At 58.9% G+C, this 15,285-nt stretch carries 15 protein-coding genes and 1 pseudogene; 9 read left to right on the top strand and 7 right to left on the bottom strand.

What is annotated here, in order from left to right:
• The 7 genes and pseudogenes from ACRXB1_RS14425 to ACRXB1_RS14395 form a co-directional block, all read right to left on the bottom strand.
• Positions 1 to 285: pseudogene (locus tag ACRXB1_RS14425) on the bottom strand (hypothetical protein); the annotation flags it as partial.
• 1 nt (position 286) lies between these two features.
• Positions 287 to 1,066: a fumarylacetoacetate hydrolase family protein gene (locus ACRXB1_RS14420; RefSeq protein WP_174362713.1), complete on the bottom strand. Its 780-nt coding sequence runs from the start codon at positions 1,064 to 1,066 to the stop codon at positions 287 to 289.
• 88 nt (positions 1,067 to 1,154) lie between these two features.
• Positions 1,155 to 2,402, bottom strand: a complete 1,248-nt coding sequence (gene frc, locus ACRXB1_RS14415) for a formyl-CoA transferase (RefSeq protein ID WP_062001245.1) — start codon at positions 2,400 to 2,402, stop codon at positions 1,155 to 1,157.
• A gap of 294 nt (positions 2,403 to 2,696) precedes the next feature.
• A complete protein-coding gene (locus tag ACRXB1_RS14410; RefSeq protein ID WP_062001246.1) occupies positions 2,697 to 2,936 on the bottom strand; it encodes a hypothetical protein in 240 nt (79 codons plus the stop codon).
• A gap of 251 nt (positions 2,937 to 3,187) precedes the next feature.
• Positions 3,188 to 4,438 carry a formyl-CoA transferase gene (frc, locus tag ACRXB1_RS14405; RefSeq protein ID WP_449492369.1) on the bottom strand — a complete coding sequence of 417 codons (1,251 nt, stop codon included), beginning with the start codon at positions 4,436 to 4,438 and terminating at the stop codon, positions 3,188 to 3,190.
• Positions 4,439 to 4,461: 23 nt separating this feature from the next.
• Complete coding sequence (oxc, locus tag ACRXB1_RS14400; RefSeq protein WP_062001248.1) at positions 4,462 to 6,219, bottom strand: oxalyl-CoA decarboxylase; 1,758 nt, start codon at positions 6,217 to 6,219, stop codon at positions 4,462 to 4,464.
• A 350-nt stretch (positions 6,220 to 6,569) separates the two neighbouring features.
• On the bottom strand, positions 6,570 to 7,286 hold the full coding sequence (locus ACRXB1_RS14395) for a GntR family transcriptional regulator (protein ID WP_174362753.1): 717 nt from the start codon (positions 7,284 to 7,286) through the stop codon (positions 6,570 to 6,572).
• A gap of 231 nt (positions 7,287 to 7,517) precedes the next feature.
• Here ACRXB1_RS14395 and ACRXB1_RS14390 point away from each other — a divergent pair, with 231 nt between their 5' ends.
• The 9 genes from ACRXB1_RS14390 (at position 7,518) to ACRXB1_RS14350 (ending at position 15,244) form a co-directional block, all read left to right on the top strand.
• Positions 7,518 to 8,027: a DUF1993 domain-containing protein gene (locus tag ACRXB1_RS14390; protein ID WP_449492368.1), complete on the top strand. Its 510-nt coding sequence runs from the start codon at positions 7,518 to 7,520 to the stop codon at positions 8,025 to 8,027.
• Between the two features lie 184 nt (positions 8,028 to 8,211).
• Positions 8,212 to 8,607 (top strand): VOC family protein, encoded by a 396-nt coding sequence (locus tag ACRXB1_RS14385; protein ID WP_449492367.1) that lies wholly within the window; start codon positions 8,212 to 8,214, stop codon positions 8,605 to 8,607.
• Positions 8,608 to 8,647: 40 nt separating this feature from the next.
• The gene (locus tag ACRXB1_RS14380) at positions 8,648 to 9,268 is read left to right on the top strand and encodes a twin-arginine translocation signal domain-containing protein (protein ID WP_375508038.1); all 621 of its coding nucleotides are present in this window, start codon (positions 8,648 to 8,650) and stop codon (positions 9,266 to 9,268) included.
• Between the two features lie 39 nt (positions 9,269 to 9,307).
• Positions 9,308 to 10,876: a GMC family oxidoreductase gene (locus ACRXB1_RS14375; protein WP_174362750.1), complete on the top strand. Its 1,569-nt coding sequence runs from the start codon at positions 9,308 to 9,310 to the stop codon at positions 10,874 to 10,876.
• A gap of 63 nt (positions 10,877 to 10,939) precedes the next feature.
• Positions 10,940 to 11,263 carry a ribbon-helix-helix domain-containing protein gene (locus ACRXB1_RS14370; protein WP_174362749.1) on the top strand — a complete coding sequence of 108 codons (324 nt, stop codon included), beginning with the start codon at positions 10,940 to 10,942 and terminating at the stop codon, positions 11,261 to 11,263.
• 3 nt (positions 11,264 to 11,266) lie between these two features.
• The gene (locus ACRXB1_RS14365) at positions 11,267 to 11,602 is read left to right on the top strand and encodes a c-type cytochrome (protein ID WP_174362748.1); all 336 of its coding nucleotides are present in this window, start codon (positions 11,267 to 11,269) and stop codon (positions 11,600 to 11,602) included.
• Positions 11,603 to 11,730: 128 nt separating this feature from the next.
• On the top strand, positions 11,731 to 13,164 hold the full coding sequence (locus ACRXB1_RS14360; protein ID WP_449492366.1) for an MFS transporter: 1,434 nt from the start codon (positions 11,731 to 11,733) through the stop codon (positions 13,162 to 13,164).
• A gap of 53 nt (positions 13,165 to 13,217) precedes the next feature.
• Positions 13,218 to 14,417 (top strand): CaiB/BaiF CoA transferase family protein, encoded by a 1,200-nt coding sequence (locus ACRXB1_RS14355; protein WP_449492365.1) that lies wholly within the window; start codon positions 13,218 to 13,220, stop codon positions 14,415 to 14,417.
• A 2-nt stretch (positions 14,418 to 14,419) separates the two neighbouring features.
• Complete coding sequence (locus ACRXB1_RS14350; protein WP_449492364.1) at positions 14,420 to 15,244, top strand: citryl-CoA lyase; 825 nt, start codon at positions 14,420 to 14,422, stop codon at positions 15,242 to 15,244.
• Positions 15,245 to 15,285 lie beyond the last annotated feature (41 nt).

Below are 15,285 nucleotides of genomic sequence, written 5' to 3'. Positions count from 1 at the left end.
TTGAATCCTTATCTCTTCCATTTCTCGACAGACGCCTATTCCGAGGACCAGCGGTTCGACGTATGGCGGGACGAAGTCAATGCGATATTCGACGTAGGCATCGAAAAACCGGCTTCCCAGCGCTTTACGGTAGGCGTCGTCATCGAATGATGCGGCGAGGCCCGCCTGCGATTCCACATTCACCGCGAAGCCGAGTTTCAACAACTGGCCGACGGTTTCGGGTGTCGCGGCAACGCGGCGCTCGCCCGCGCGGATTTCGCGCGGTACAGCAATGGTCATGGCCATGTCAGGCTCCGCCCGCTAAAACGTTCGACAACACCCCGATCCCGCCAATAGACACTTCCACCGTCGCGCCATCCTTGATCGATCCGACGCCAATGGACGTGCCGCACGCGATCACATCGCCGGGTTCGAGGGTCATGTCTTGCGAGATCAGGCTCACTTGCTGCGCGGGCGAATAGATCATGTCGGAGAGCGGATAGTTCTGGCGCTCGACGCCATCGAGACGCGTGACGACATGCGCATTGCGCCAGTCGAAATCGCGCTGGATCGCGGGGCCGATGCAACTGAAGGTATCGAAGCCCTTCGATCTGCACCATTGCGCGAAGTTGGGATCTTCGTTGAGGAGTTCGGCGGCGGTGACGTCGTTGATGCAGCTATAGCCGAAGATATGGTCATCGGCTTCTTCCGCCGACACATTGCTGCAGCGCTTGCCGATCACGATTGCCAGTTCGCCTTCGTATGCGATCTTGCCGCTGTAAGCCTTCGGTCGCCGGATGGGTTCGCCGTGGCCGATCACGGAAGTCGGCGGCTTGATGAGAAACAGCGGATGGGAAGGCGCGGCCTTCCCCAGTTTCTCCGACAACGCGTGAAAGTTGTTCCAGAGCGCGACCACTTTTGTCGGTACGCACGGGCTCAGCAGCGTGACGTCTTCAAGGCTCAGCAAATTGGCGCCGGGAGTCGAAACCCCGAACATCTCGCCGTCGTATTGCGTGATGCGATGGTTTTCCAGAACGCCGAATCCCGTCTGGCCATGCGCGTTCCGAAACCGTATCCACGTTTTCATCGTTTGTCTCCTGCAAGTTTTTATGGGGTGCGCTGACGCCGGCTGCATTTCAGCCGCGTCGCATCATCTTTTATTGCAAGCCGGCGTTTTAAATGGCGCCGACCGCTCGCAAATGCGCAATCTGTTCCGGCTGATAGCCGAGTTCGGCCATCACTTCGTCGGTGTGTTCGCCGAGCAAGGGCGAGCGCGTGACTTCGGTGGGGCTATCCGACAATTTGATAGGATTCCCGACGGTCAGGTATTTGCCGCGCACTGGATGATCGACTTCGACAATGGTTCCGGTTTCGCGCAACGACGGCTCTTCCGCGATTTCTTTCATCGATAAAATCGGGCCGCACGGAATGTCGTATTTGTTCAGAATGTCCATGGCCTGGAATTTGGTCTTGGTCATGGTCCAGCGTTCGATCTCGGCGAAGATGTCCTTCAGATGCGGCAGTCGCGCGGCGGCGGTGGCGTAGTTCGGATCGGTGGCCCATTCTTCCTTGCCGATCACGTTGCAGATCTTCGCCCACACGGGCGCTTGCGTAATGAAATAGATGTACGCGTTCGGGTCCGTTTCCCATCCCTTGCATTTCAGGATCCAGCCGGGCTGACCACCGCCGGATGCGTTGCCTGCGCGTGGCACGGCTTCACCGAACTCGCCATTGGGATACTGCGGATATTCCTTCATCACGCCTGTGCGTTCCAGGCGTTGCTGATCGCGCAGCTTCACGCGGCACAGGTTGAGCACGCTGTCCTGCATCGCGGAGAGAACGTACTGCCCGCGACCCGTTGTGTGTCGTTGAAAAAGCGCTGTCACAATGCCGAGTGCGAGATGCAGGCCCGTTCCCGAGTCGCCAATTTGCGCACCGGTCACAACGGGCGGACCATCGTCGAAACCTGTCGTCGACGCGGCCCCGCCCACGCATTGCGCCACGTTCTCGTAGACCTTGCAGTCCTCATACGGACCGGGACCAAAACCTTTCACCGACGCCACGATCATCCGCGGGTTCAGTTCCTGGACGCGTTCCCATGTGAAGCCCATCCGGTCCAGCGCGCCGGGAGCGAAATTCTCGACCATCACGTCGCAGACCTGGATCAGCTCTTCGAGAACCTGCTTGCCTTCGGGATTTTTTGTATCGATCGTGACCGATCGCTTGTTGTGGTTCAGCATCGTGAAGTACAGGCTGTCCGCCTCAGGGATATCGCGGAGCTGGTCACGCGTGACATCGCCTACACCCGCCCGCTCCACCTTGATCACGTCCGCGCCGAACCACGCCAGCAACTGCGTGCAGGTCGGCCCCGACTGCACATGCGTGAAGTCGAGGATCTTCACGCCCTCCAATGCCTTGCCCATTTTGCGTCTCCCTAAATTGATCTTGTCTGCTTGGCGTGGCGCGTGGCTGGCTGCCGGACTTTGCCGGCTCGTACCGCGGATCGCTCACGGATCAGCGAAGGTCCGCACGCCGGGTGAACTGCCTTGGCTTGCCTCTTCTGATATATCGTATTTTGAACATCGTATTTCTGCAACCGCTTTTATGACTAATTTCGTGCGGTCGAACGCTTTTGTTTTATGCGTCTGCTGAGTCGGCCAATTGATTCCGATAATCCAGTTTGGTCATTCAGGATTACCAATCATTAAACGCACGCTTTATCGGGTTGCCGCGGTGCTCAACATTGCCATCGCCGCACGACGTGCACCCGCGATTGCCGCTGCTTCGCTCTCGAACACGGCTTCGTCGACCACGTGCTGATAGGGCAGCAAGCCTGATTGCGACTGCTGGTTCTCATCGACGGTGCGAATGGCGAGGTAGGCCGCCCAGCCGCCGTTGTGGATCAATTGCATGGCGGACAGTTCGAGTCTGTATTGCCCAAGGACTTCGACGTGCATTTGGAACCTCCTGATAGCGCTTCACGATGAAAAGACGAACGGGCGCCATCGGCACATTGGCGCGCAAAACTTCCGTGAGGGTGTCGATGGCTGCGGCGGTAGACCGATTTGTAATCAGTCAGGATTCCGCCGGTTCTGGAAGGGCAATGATTCAGTTCAACGCGGCGCCCGCTTTGTGGCGCCGCATTGAGCGGGGTCTCGAAGAATGAGACCCCGGTGCTTCGACCGGCTTTTACGACAGGTCCAGACGATCAGACCGCCTGGATTTCCTTCAGGTTGAAGATTTCCTGCGGGCTATAACCGAGGCTCACCAAGACTTCTTCCGTATGCTCGCCCAACAGCGGCGATGCCGTCACTTCCGGCTTCAGGTCCGAGAACTTGATCGGGCTGCCGACCGTGAGATACGAACCGCGAACGCTGTGCGGCACTTCCACGATCGTGCCGCTTGCACGCAGCGACGGATCGTTGGCGAGTTCCTTCATGGTCAGGACCGGTGCGCAAGGAATGTCGAACTTGCGCAGGATATCGACGGCTTCGAACTTGGTCTTGTCGGCGAGCCAGGTTTCGATGGTCGCGAAGATATCAAAGATGTGCGGCTGGCGTGCTTGCGCGGTGTTGTACTTCGGATCGTCGATCCATTCCGGCTTGCCGATCGCCTTGCAGATCGGCGCCCACGCGTGGCCCTGGATCGTAAAGTAGATGTACGAGTTCGGGTCCGTTTCCCAGCCCTTGCACTTGAGCACCCAGCCCGGCTGACCGCCACCGCCGGCATTGCCGCCGCGCGGCACGACATCGCTGAATTCACCGTGCGGGTATTGCGGATACTCTTCCAGATAGCCCAGGCGGTCGAGGCGCTGCTGATCGCGCAGCTTCACGCGGCACAGATTCAGCACGCTGTCCTGCATCGATACCGCCACCTTCTGGCCCTTGCCGGTCTTATCGCGGCCGATCAATGCCGTCAGAATGCCGATGGCCAGGTGCATGCCCGTGTTGCTGTCGCCGAGCGCGGCTGCGCTGATGGTCGGAGGACCGTCCCAGAAGCCCGTCGTCGATGCCGCACCGCCCGCGCATTGCGCGACGTTTTCGTAGACCTTCAGGTCATCGTAATGATGGCCATCGCTGAAGCCCTTGACCGACGCCACGATCATCTTCGGGTTCAGTTCGTTCAGCCGTTCCCACGAAAACCCCATCCGGTCCAGCGCGCCCGGGCCGAAGTTCTCGACCAGAACATCGGATTCGCGGATCAGCTTCTCCAGCACTTCCTTGCCTTCAGGCTTCTTGGTGTCGAGCGTCAGCGACTTCTTGTTGCTGTTCAGCATGGTGAAGTACAGCGCATCGGCGTCTGGAATATCACGCAACTGGTTGCGGGTTACATCGCCGGAACCGGGGCGCTCGACCTTGATAACGTCCGCACCGAACCATGCCAGTAACTGCGTGCACGCAGGGCCTGCCTGGACGTGTGTGAAGTCGATGATCTTGATGCCTTCGAGTGGTTTGCTCATGTCATGTCTCCTTTAGCTTCGCTTTACTTTTTCATCGCCGCGCTTTGCGGGTTGAGGTTCGTCAGACGGCCGCTTTCGGTGCCCGCGGCTTCATCGATCACAGCGTTGATCAGCGTCGGCTTGCCAGACGCGATGCCTTCCTGCAGCGCCTTCGTCAGTTCTTCCGGCGTGGTGGCATTGAAACCCACGCCACCGAATGCCTCGATCATCTTGTCGTAGCGTGCGCCCTTCACGAACACGGTCGGCGCAACGTCCTTGCCACCGGTCGGGTTCACGTCCGTGCCGCGATACACGCCGTTGTTGTTGAACACGATGGTGACCACCGGCAGGTCGTATCGGCAGATCGTTTCGAGTTCCATGCCGCTGAAGCCGAACGCACTGTCGCCTTCGATTGCAACCACCGGCTTGCCGCTCGTCACGGCCGCACCGATCGCGAATCCCATGCCGATGCCCATGATTCCCCACGTGCCGGAGTCGAAGCGTTTGCGCGGCTCATACATGTCGATGATGCTGCGCGCATAGTCCAGCGTGTTCGCGCCTTCGTTCACCACGTTGATGTCCGGGCGCGTCTTCAACACATCGCGGATGGCGCGCAGGGCGCTGTGGAAGTTCATCGGCGACGGGTTCTGGTCGAGCGTCGCGGCCATCTTCGCGAGGTTCTTGCTCTTGCGTTCGGTGATCGCGCCGGTCCATTCGACGCTCGGCTTCGCAAAGCCGCCCGACTCAATTTCGTTCAGCAGCGCGGACACGCACGAACCGATGTCACCAATGACGGGCGCCGCGATCGCGACGTTGCTGTCGATTTCCGTCGGCGAGATGTCGATCTGGATGAACTTCTTCGGTACCGCGCCCCACGTCTTGCCCTTGCCGTGCGACAGCAGCCAGTTCAGCCGCGCGCCGATCAGTACCACGACATCGGCTTCCTGCAGCACGAACGAACGGGCAGCAGACGCGGATTGCTCGTGGGTATCGGGCAGAAGACCCTTTGCCATGGACATCGGCAAATACGGAATGCCGCTCTTTTCGACGAATGCGCGGATTTCCGCATCGGCCTGCGCGTACGCCGCGCCCTTGCCGAGCAGGATCAGCGGACGCTTCGCGCCCTTCAGTACATCGATTGCGCGCTTCACGGAGTCCGGGGCGGGAATCTGGCTCGGGGCGGCATCGACAACCTTGATCAGCGATTGCTGCGCCTTCACAGCGTCTATGGTTTGCGCGAGCAGCTTGGCCGGCAAGTCCAGATAGACGCCGCCAGGACGGCCAGACACGGCCGCGCGAATCGCACGTGCAATGCCCACGCCGATATCTTCTGCGTGCAGCACACGATACGCGGCCTTTGCGTAAGGCTTCGCTGCGTTCAACTGATCCATTTCCTCGTAGTCGCCCTGCTGCAAGTCAACGATCTCGCGTTCGCTCGAGCCGCTGATCAGGATCATCGGGAAGCAGTTCGTGGTCGCGTTGGCGAGTGCAGTCAGGCCGTTCAGGAAACCTGGCGCGGAAACCGTCAGGCAGATGCCCGGCTTCTTCGTCATATAGCCGGCGATAGCGGCCGCGTTGCCCGCATGCTGCTCGTGACGGAAGCCGATGAAGCGCATACCTTCGGCTTGCGCGAGGCGCGCGAGGTCGGTGATGGGAATACCCACCAGACCGAAAATGGTGTGAATGTCGTTCAGCTTGAGTGCATCGATGACCAGATGGAAACCATCCGTCGTTTCCGCCTTCTTTTCTACTTGCGTGTCGCTTGCAGTGGCGCTCTGCGGGTTACTTACTACTTCGGCCATGACGTCTCCTCCTTTGGCGGGGTGTTTGTGTAGTTCGTGATATACAATATTCCACACACAGTATTAGTCAAGCGTCTTTTTGTTTCGATGCTTGATTGTTGCGGTGCGGCAAATCAGATGAGCCATGTTCGACGCGGCTTTCGGAAAATGGGTGTGTGCATCGCACCAAGTTGACCGGACATGCGATTTTGCGAGACACCGAAAATTCACGTTCTTGAAGGCCGAACGACTCGCCATTTATGAGTGCGCTTCGCAGACCAACGCAACCTGCGCAAACGGTTGCGCAAGACCTTACGGATGACTAAGCAAATGGTGCGGCGTACGTTCGGAAGAACTGTGGAACGCGCGATTCAATCGAGAAAATCGCAGTTCGTCTCGACGAACAGCGCAAGCTCCACCGAATGCTGGCGGACGAGGCGCTCGACGCGCTCGGTATCGCGCTGCTCCAGCGCTTCAATGATATGCATATGATCCACGATCGATCGCGACGCCCGGTCGCTCTGCGCGATCGTCATCCGCCGGATGGCGCGAACATGGACGAAGAGGTTCTTCATGGTGTCGAGGATCACCTGCGATTGCGACAAATCCAGGATCGCCTGATGGAACGCAAGATTCGCTTCCGAATACTCTTCTATATGGTCGGCCGGCGTGGCATCGCGGAAATCGTCGAACATGCGGCGCAGTCCTGCAATGTCCTCCTCCGACGCATGCAGCGTGGCGAGGCGTGCTGCCATGCTTTCAAGCGCGGCCCACATATAGATCATGTCGACGATTTCGCGCTTGGTCTTGCGCTGTATATAAATGCCGCGTCTTGGCACCGTGCGCAGAAAACCTTCCTGCTCGAGCAGCGTCATCGCTTCGCGAACTGGCGTGCGGCTTACGCCCAGCGCTTCGGTCAGTTCTTTCTCATCGAGCCGGATCTCTTCACGCGATCGATAAATATCTGCATCGGCGATAGCCTGCTTCAGTCGTGCGTACGCCTGGTCGCGCAGCGAGGCCGATGCGCTGATCGGCACGAGCGCGAGTGTCAGCGGCGTCGGGCGGAGTCCAACATACGTATCAGCCATTGAGGTGGGTGTCTCCCTGTCGGTATTCGGCGCAGCATCGTTATTTAAATATATTCAATATGGTATATCAAGAACAAGCGCAGCATAACGCTGTTTGATGTGTTCATGTGACCTCGGGTTTTCCCGGTACCTATTGGCCCGACCGACTCCGCGCCTTCTTCGCGCGACCGTATAATCTGGCGCGGCATCCGGCGCTATAGCGGACCCACCCACATCTACGTAAAAGTGATCATGACCATTTCCATCTACAACGCATCCGTCCCGGTCTTCAAGCAAATGCTGACGGCTTTGTCCGAGGTGCTCCGGAAAGCTGAAGTGCACGCAACCGAAAAGAACATTGAACCGAATGCGCTGTTGCAGGCGCGCCTGTTCCCTGACATGTTCCCGCTCGTGCGCCAGGTACAGATCACGGTGGATTTTTCTAAAGGCGTGAGTTCGCGCCTCGCCGGCGCGGAAGTACCGTCATGGCCCGACACCGAAGTGACGTTTGCCGATTTGCAGGCGCTGATCGCGAAGGCGCTGGCTCACATTGCTTCCTTCGATGCCGCGCAATTCGAAGGCAGCGAAAACAAGGAAATCGTGCTGCGTCCGGGTACACCTAAAGAAAAGAAGCTTGCCGGCAGCGCGTACTTGCAGCACTACGGCTTGCCGCAATTCTTCTTTCACGTGACGACCGCGTACGCAATCCTGCGTCATAACGGCGTCGAGATCGGCAAGCGCGACTACATGGGCGCTTATTGATTGTTGGTCCCTGCATATCGCTGCCGATCTTCTTGATGCGCAGCGATACGTACTAGGTGTTTCACCCGAGCGAACACGTTCCATAAGGGAAAACACAGGCCCGTTCCAGCAGCGTAATAACCCGCTATTACCCGCTTTTGTGTCAACGTTGCATACTGAAGCGACGCTATGACACGAGGCGCGCATGACCAAATATCTCCATCTGATGATCCGCGTTGAAGCGCTGGATCGTTCTATCGCGTTCTATCAAGACGCGTTCGGCATGCGCGAGTCGCATCGCCTCGATTTCGATACTTTCACGCTCGTCTATTTGCGCGACCCGGACAGCGGCGCCGAGATCGAACTCACATTGAACAAAGGAACGACAACGCCCTATACGCACGGCACGGGCTATGGTCACGTGGCGTTTGCGGTCGATGACATCGAGGCGTTTCGCGACCGGTTGTCAAACCAGGGCATGCAGCCGGGCGATCTCAAATCGCTCACGCACGACGGCGCGATTGCCGCGCGCTTTTTCTTCATCACCGATCCCGACGGCTTCAAGATCGAAGTGCTATCGAGGGAGGGTCACTACGTATGAACTGAAGCGACTGCCGGTCAAACTATAAAAGGAGACAATCATGCCCAAGGCAATCCCCATTGCCGTCATCGCTGCCGAAAGCCTGCACGGTTTCGCAGCCGCTGCACCGTCTGCGCGTGTCAGCCGCAGGCACTTCCTCAAAGGTTCGGTGATGCTGTCCGGGGTACTGGTCGCCGGCACGCCCATCGCGTTGCTTGCGCCGAGCCGCGCGTGGGCGGTCGAGCTGACGCATATCGACCAGGCTCAGGCCGACGCCATCATGACGCTCGCGCGCACGCTCTATCCGCACAAGACGCTGCCCGACGCGGTCTACGCGCTCGCGGCAAAAGATGTCGACGCAAAAGCCACCGATCAGAAAACGATGGACGTGATCAAGAACGGCGTGGCGAAACTGAACGATGCATCGCAAGGAAAATGGGCCGGCAACACCGCGCTCTCCGATGCACAACGTACGGCTATCGTCGAAGCGAACCAGACCGATCCGTTCGTGCTGCTCGTGCGCGCGCAATGCGTCACTTCGCTCTACAACAACGACATGTCGTTTGCGCACTTCGGCTATGAAGGCGAGGCGTTCAGCAAGGGCGGTTACGTCGGCCGCGGATTCAACGACCTGACATGGTTGCCGAACCCGCCTGCGGCCGCGAGTCCGCCGGTCGCCTGAATCCGAACCTGAACGCGAAAATCTGCCGAGGAGGCAAGCATGGCTAAGTTCGACTACAACGACGACTCGGTCGTCGTGATCGTCGGTTCGGGCGCGGGCGGCGGGACGCTTGCGAACGAGTTGTGTCAGAAAGGCGTGAAAGTGGTGGTGCTGGAAGCAGGCAAACGGCAGTCATCGGCCACATTCATCAACGACGAATGGAAGTCCTTCGGGCAACTCGCGTGGACCGATAAACGCACGACGTCCGGTAACTGGCGCGTCGCAAAAGATTTCCCCGAATTGCCGGCGTGGATCTGCAAGACGGTCGGCGGCACGACGACGCATTGGGCGGGTGCATCGCTGCGTTTTCACGAGCACGAGTTCAAGGCGCGCACGACCTATGGTTCCATCGATCAAGCGAATCTGCTCGACTGGCCCATTACGCTTTCCGATCTTCAACCGTACTATGCGCGCGCCGAGAACAAGATGGGCGTGACGCGCACGAACGGCATTCCGGGTCTGCCGGGCAACAACAACTTCAAGATCATGTACGACGGCGCGACCAAGGTCGGCTACAAGAACTGCAATACCGGCCACATGGCAATCAACAGCCGTCCGCGAGCAGGGCGCGGTCAATGCATGCAACTGGGATTTTGTTTCCAGGGCTGCAAGTCAGGCGCGAAATGGTCGACGCTTTACACCGAGATTCCCGCCGGTGAAGCGACCGGCCGGCTCGAAGTGCGTCCCGAGTCGCACGTCATGCGCATCGAAACGAATGCGGCCGGCAAGGCAAGCAGCGTGATCTATATGGATGCGGACGGCAAACAGCAACGTCAGCGCGCACGTGTGGTGTGCGTCGCAGGCAATTCGATAGAAACACCGCGCCTCTTGTTGTTATCGGAATCATCGAAGAATCCTGACGGACTCGCGAACAGCTCGGGCCAGGTCGGGCGCAACTATATGCGTCACACCACCGGTTCCGTGTACGGCGTGTTCAAGGAGCCCGTGCATTTTTATCGGGGAACGGTGATGGCCGGCATCATCACGGATGAAGCCGAGTTCAATCCGAAGCGCGGCTTCGCGGGCGGCTACGAGATGGAAACCATCTCGCTCGGGCTTCCTTTTGCGGCGGCCTTCTTCGACCCGGGCGCGTGGGGATCGGACTTCACTTACTATATGGATAACTACGCAAATACCGCAGGCATGTGGATAGTGGGTGAAGACATGCCGCGTGAGACGAACCGCATCACGCTGAATCACGACGTGAAGGATCAAGTCGGCTTGCCGGTCGCGAACGTTCACTACGACGACCATCCAAACGATATCGCCATGCGCGATCACGCGTTCAAGCAAGGCGAGGCGATCTACGCGGCAGCGGGCGCGGTGAAGACGTTGCGTACACCGCCCTACCCGTCCACGCACAATCTCGGCACGTGCAGGATGAGCGCGAAATCAAGCGATGGCGTCTGCAACAAACACGGCCAGACCTTCGATATCCCCAACCTCTTTATCTCCGATGGCAGCCAGTTCACGACCAGCGCCGCCGAAAACCCGACGCTCACAATTGTGTCGCTGGCGATCCGGCAATCGGATTACATCGCGGACCAGATGAAACGCCGGAGTATCTAGATGCCGGAACGGAGCCGCCATCCGGCGGCTCCGCCTTCGTGGCTTTTTGCAAGGAGCTCGTTCATGTGCAGGATCTACGCGCAAACCGATCCGATTCTCTACGAATGCCGCGCCCGCTCGGTGCGCATCAGCGGCGTGACAACCACCATCCGCCTCGAAAACCTGTTCTGGCAAACACTTTCCGAACTCGCCGCCGATAACGACATGACCACCAATCAACTCATCGCCAAATTGCATGAGGAGATCACGCAGCATCTTGGTGAGACGACGAACTTTGCATCATTCCTTCGCGTCACCTGTCTTCGATATCAAGGGCTGAGGGCAAACGCATCGATGGACTTTCGCAGCCACGTGGCGAACAGCGCGGCAGACAAGGTGGTGGGCTAAACGATGAAGAAAGTGCTGATCGGGGTGATGTGTTCGGCGTTCGTGTCGACGGCAATCACGGCCCACGCGGCGCCGGACGGAGCAGCGGCTTTATCGATTGTGCAAAAGAACAACTGCCTTGGCTGTCACGCAGTGAAAACGCAGGTCGTCGGACCGGCATATCAGGCAGTCGCGAAGAAGTACAAGAACGACCCTTCCGCGCCCGACAAGTTGTTCACAAAAGTCCGCAACGGCGGCGCGGGTGTATGGGGCGAAATACCGATGCCTCCCAACCCCAATATCAGCGATGCCGATCTGCATACGGTCATTGCCTGGATACTTGCGGGTGCGAAGTCATAAAACACGGCGACTAGGTAAAACCCCTTATTTCGCGTGCCCTCCTCACGCACTAACCTCGCATAACTCGTAAACAGAACGGCGTTCTTTCAGGTAGAACGATAAAGATGAGACACCCGTAGGAGGGTTCAATGGCAAGTCTGCCAATCGATGCGAACCGTGGATCGCACAAACCAAACGCCGGCGCGAAGGAAACCGTGCCCGGCATCAATGCGCGCATCGACCGCTTGCCGGCTACGCGCTCGGTGTGGATGCTTGTTTTCCTGCTGTCCATTGGCGGATGGTTCGAATTCTACGACCTGTTTTTCACCGCCTACGTAGGCCCGGCTCTCGTGAAAAGCGGCTTGTATTCGACAACGACCGCTTCGTTCTTCGGCGTGTCGGGGTTGGGCGCGTTCGTGGCGGCATCGTTCGCGGGCTTGTTTATCGGCACGTTTTTTCTTGCTGGTATGGCCGATAAGTATGGCCGCAAAAGCATCTTCACCGTCTCGTTGCTCTGGTACTCAATCGCAACTCTCGTCATGGCATTCCAGACCACTGCACCCGCAATCAACCTGTGGCGTCTGATTGCGGGCATTGGCGTGGGCGTGGAACTCGTGACCATCGATACCTACGTCAGCGAGCTCGTGCCCAAAAACTTGCGCGGGCGTGCGTTCGCATTCGTTCACCTTGTGCAATACACGGCGGTGCCGTCGGTCGCATTTTTCGCGTGGTGGCTCGTGCCGCAAAAGCCATTCGGGCTGGATGGCTGGCGGTGGGTCGTGATCATCGGGGCGCTGGGTGCGCTCGTGGTGTGGGCGATCCGTCAACGCGTGCCGGAAAGTCCGCGCTGGCTCGCGCAGCAAGGCCGTGCCGCGGAAGCAGAACACGTGCTCCATGCGCTTGAAACGAAGGTCGCCGCGCAATATGGACGTCCGCTGCCGGAACCGGTTGCGACCGTTGAACCGGCGACCACGAAAGCCGCGTTCCGCGAAATCTGGCAGCCGCCGTATCGCAAGCGCGCAATCACCATGCTCGTTTTCAACTTTTTCCAGGCAATCGGTTTCTATGGATTTGCGTCCTGGGTGCCGACGCTGCTCGTCTCGAAAGGCGTCACGATCACGCACAGCTTGCTGTATTCGTTTGTTATCGCAATCTCGAATCCGTTCGGGCCGCTGATTGGCATGGCAATCGCAGACCGTATCGAACGCAAGACGCTGATTGTATTGTCCGCATTGGGTATTGCCGTGTTCGGCAGCTTGTTTGCAACGCAGACATCGCCCGTCATGCTGATGATTCTCGGCGTGTTGATCACGTTGTGCGGCACCTTGCTTTCGGTCGGTTACCACGCGTATCAAACCGAGCTTTTTCCGACGCGGCTGCGGGCGCGCGCCGTCGGTCTCGTTTATTCCATCTCGCGTCTTTCCGCCATGTTCTCGGGTTTCATGATTGCGTTCGCGCTGCGTCACTTCGAAGTGACGGGCGTGTTCGCGTTGATCAGCGCGTCGATGATCATGGTGATGGGTGCCATCGGCATCTTTGGACCGCGTACGAACAATCGCAATCTGGACGAGATCTCGCATTGACGCCTGGCGGTCAGGTTGCATGGATTTTTCGGCTTTAAACAAGAGGGTTTGACATGACGCTTCCGTTAGCTGGAGTGCGGGTGCTGGATTTATCGAATGTGCTGGCCGGGCCGTTTTGCGCCTATCAACTCGCGCTGCTTGGCGCCGAGGTCATCAAGGTCGAGCATCCCGAAGGGGGCGATCTTGCGCGCAGGCTCGGCGCCGATAAAGAAGCATCGGCGCGTGACATGGGGGCATCGTTTGTTGCGGTGAATGCAGGCAAGCAATCGATCACGCTGAATCTGAAAGACGCACGCGGCAAGGAAATTCTTCGTTCGCTCGTCAAGACCGCGGACGTGCTGGTCGAGAATTTCCGGCCAGGCGTGATGACGCGGCTTGAACTCGGCTACGAAGCGCTCAGCGAGATCAATCCGAAACTTGTCTATTGCGCTATCTCCGGATTCGGTAAGGATGGCGAACTATCGAAACGCCCCGCTTACGACCAGATCATTCAAGGCATTTCGGGCGTGATGAGCGTCACCGGCGATTCCGACAGCGCGCCGCTGCGCGTGGGTTATCCGGTGTCCGATACGGTTGGCGGACTCACCGCCGCGTTCGGCATTTGTGCCGCGCTGGTCGATGCACGCGCAAACGGCCGCGGCAGGATGCTCGATGTATCGATGCTCGAAGCCACGCTTTCGACCATGGGCTGGGTTGTATCGAATTATCTGAACGCGGGCGTCACGCCTTCGCCCATGGGCAACGAGAACTTCACGGCCGCGCCTTCGGGCACGTTCAGGACGGGCGACGGTTTGCTCAATATCGCCGCAAACGAAACCAAGCAGTTCGTGAGTTTGTGCCGCTTGATCGGCCGCCCGGATCTGGCCGATGACCCGCGTTTCTCCGAGCGCAATGCACGCAAGATCAATCGGGCGGCGTTGAAGCTGGAGATAGAAACCGCGTTGGCGTCGGACAGCGCGGTGAACTGGGACGCGAAATTCATCGAAGCCGGCGTGCCCGCCGGGCGAGTGATGTCGGTGCCGGAAATCCTCGCGCATCCGCATATGGTCTCGCGCGAGTTCGTGCACGAATTCAATGGCGATGACGCCGCAACCCGCCAACGCGTGACTCGCGCGGGTTTTCGTTTCGCCGATGCCGACACTGCGCCGACATCGCCCGCGCCCGAGCTGTCCGCGAACACGCGTGACCATCTTTCCACGCTCGGTTTCGATGCGGCGGAAATCGATCAACTACGCGCCGAAGGAGTGATCTGAAGATGACGCAAGATTTTGATGCTGCCACGCTTGCCGCGGATTACTGGAGCACATCGATCATCGATATCCATCCGGGTTCGATCAACGTGCGCGGCTTTCCTATCCAGGAACTGATTGGATCGATCAGTTTTCCGCAGATGATCTGGCTGATGCTGCGCGGCGAATTGCCCGATGAGAATCAGGCGAGGCTGTTCGAAGCGGCGCTCGTCGCGTCTGTCGATCACGGGCCGCACGCCCCTTCGATCGCGATATCGCGCATGGCCACGAGTTGCGGTTTGCCGCTTAACGGCGCGATGGCTTCGGCCATCAATGCACTCGACGACGTCCACGGCGGCGCCGGCCAGCAAGCGGTCGAGTTGTATGACTCGATCGTCGCTTTGGAAACCGCGGGCGCCACGTTGGACGATGCCGTCGCGCAAGGCGTCGATGCGTTTATCAGCGAACGCGGCAAATATCTGCCGGGCTTCGGACACAGGTTTCATCCCGTGGATCCGCGCGCGGTCAGGCTGCTCGCGCTAGTCGATGCCAGCGTCGAACAAGGCGTGATCAGCGGAAAATATGCGTTGGTGGCGCGGGGTATCGAAGCGTTGTTGAAGGCGCGCAAGAACAAGCCGGTGCCGATGAACATCGACGGCGCGACTGCCGTGATTTATGCCGAGCTGGGTTTTGCGCCCGAACTTGCGCGCGGCGTGTTTTGTTTATCGCGGGCCGTCGGGATCTTGTCGCACGCGTGGGAGCAGCGCGGCCGCAAGGAACGCAACAAAGGTCCGATGCCGCGGCAAATGGCGTACAAGTACACGGGCAAGCCCGAGCGTCATTTGGCGTGAACTTCGGCGGCGCAACGTCGCGCCGCCGAAGTTCACGCCAA

The organism is Caballeronia sp. M23-90, from assembly GCF_053574605.1.
Note: the sequence above shows the minus strand (reverse complement) of the source record. Positions and strands in the feature narration are given on the sequence as shown.